The organism is Neobacillus drentensis, assembly GCF_036966985.1.
In the GTDB taxonomy this organism is placed as follows: Bacteria; Bacillota; Bacilli; order Bacillales; family Cytobacillaceae; genus Neobacillus; species Neobacillus drentensis_E.
Map to the genome: position 1 here is coordinate 1 of NZ_JBALSN010000068.1, position 1,820 is coordinate 1,820.

Consider the following 1,820-nt stretch of genomic DNA (forward strand, 5'->3'; position numbering starts at 1 on the left):
GGACGGTTCTCATGCTTCGGAAGCATGAGAACCGTCCCTGTGCTTCCTTAAGCCCACCACATTTCCGATACTTGCTCTTTAAACAACGTTCCTTTTAACAGTGTGATTGCTTTCATTAAGCCTTCATCGATAGACGCCAACATATCTTCATGTTCAATGGAAACCACGTAATCATACCCTACTGCACGAAGTGTACTGATCATATCTTTCCACATTTTTTCGTTATGGCCATAGCCCACTGAGCGGAAGGTCCATGAGCGATCTAATACTTGACTGTAATGCTTCGTATCGAGAACACCATTCATCTTGATATTGGCTTGGTCTAAATAGGTATCTTTTGCATGGAAATGGAAGATCGCATTTTCACGGCCTAGTTTTTTAATGGCCTCAACTGGATCAATTCCTTGCCACACCAAATGACTTGGGTCAAAGTTAGCTCCGATATTCGGTCCAGCATGTTCTCTTAGTTTTAGTAGTGTTTCCGGATTATAGACAACAAATCCCGGATGCATTTCGAAAGCAATTTGATGAATCCCGTGCATTTCAGCGAATTTCGCTTCTTCTTTCCAGTACGGAATAACGATATCATTCCATTGCCATTCTAAGACTTCTGCATATTCAGGAGGCCAAGAGCAGGTCACCCAATTTGGAAACTTGGCACCCGGATGATCCCCTGGACATCCAGCAAAACCATTGATAACTGGTACCTCTAACTGTTCAGCCAGTAAAACCGTTTTTCTCCATACATCATGCGCCTCTTTGGCAGCCTTTACATTAGGATGCAGAGGGTTGCCATGGCAGCTTAGTCCGCTGATGGTTAGTCCCCTGCTTTCAATCGCACGTCGGAACGATTTGATTTTATCTGGATTCCCTAACAATTCATCGGGATTACAATGACTATTCCCTGGATAGTTACCGGTTCCTAACTCAACGGCCTCTACTCCTATTTGGGCTAATTTATCTAACATGGCTTCGAAAGGAAGATTTTGATATAGAACTGTAAACACACCTAGTTTCACACTAAAACCTCCTTATTCGCCTGAACCTTCACCCATTTTTGCTGTTCATGGCTTTCTAAAATGGCATCGGTAATAGCCATCGAAATATGACCGTCTTCGAATGTAGCAAAATTAGCTTGATCCTTTAAAGGATCTTTACCATCACGAATGAACGTATAATAATTTAACATCATATTTTTCAGTGCATCTGGCCAGCCTTCGTTATGACCTCCTGGATGATGAATCGCTGATCTTGCTTCAGGTGCGAACAGTGCCGGATCGGCAAGAAGGATCTCATTCGGCTTATCCCTGTGCCCCATCCATAATTTTTCTGGCTCTTCTTGATTCCAGTAAGCAGAGCTCTTGCTGCCATCGATTTCAAAGCTTAAACGATTTTTTCGGCCTGCACTTACTTGTGAAACAGTGAAGACTCCTCTTGATCCATCTTGAAAACGAACTAGTACGGATGCATAGTCTTCTGTATTGATTGAAACATCTTCATATTCTACATCTTCAGTACTTTGTGTGCTGAAAGTGGCCACACTTCCAATTGCTTTCTTTCTAACTGGAATGACCGTTGCTAAATCAGCAAATACTTCTACAATCTTTTTACCGGTAACAAATTGAACGGTGTCACACCAATGAGACCCGATATCTGCTACTGCGCGAGATTTTCCGCCGACTTCCGGTGCTAAACGCCAGTTAAAATCCGTTTCATATAGTAACCAATCCTGCAAATAGCTTCCGTGAACCAAATTCACTTTCCCAAGGTCACCGTTAGCAATTTTAGCTCGCAGGTTTTGCACACTCGCATGCTGTCTG

General features: G+C 42.9%; 2 protein-coding genes. Both read right to left on the reverse strand.

The window, feature by feature from the left end; all coding sequences use genetic code 11:
- Positions 1-47: 47 nt before the first annotated feature.
- A complete protein-coding gene (locus V7659_RS04975) occupies positions 48-1,019 on the reverse strand; it encodes a sugar phosphate isomerase/epimerase family protein (RefSeq protein WP_335538526.1) in 972 nt (323 codons plus the stop codon).
- Positions 1,016-1,820 (reverse strand): Gfo/Idh/MocA family protein (locus V7659_RS04980; RefSeq protein WP_335538528.1); only part of this gene is annotated, 805 nt, incomplete at its 5' end. The genes V7659_RS04980 and V7659_RS04975, both read right to left, overlap by 4 nt.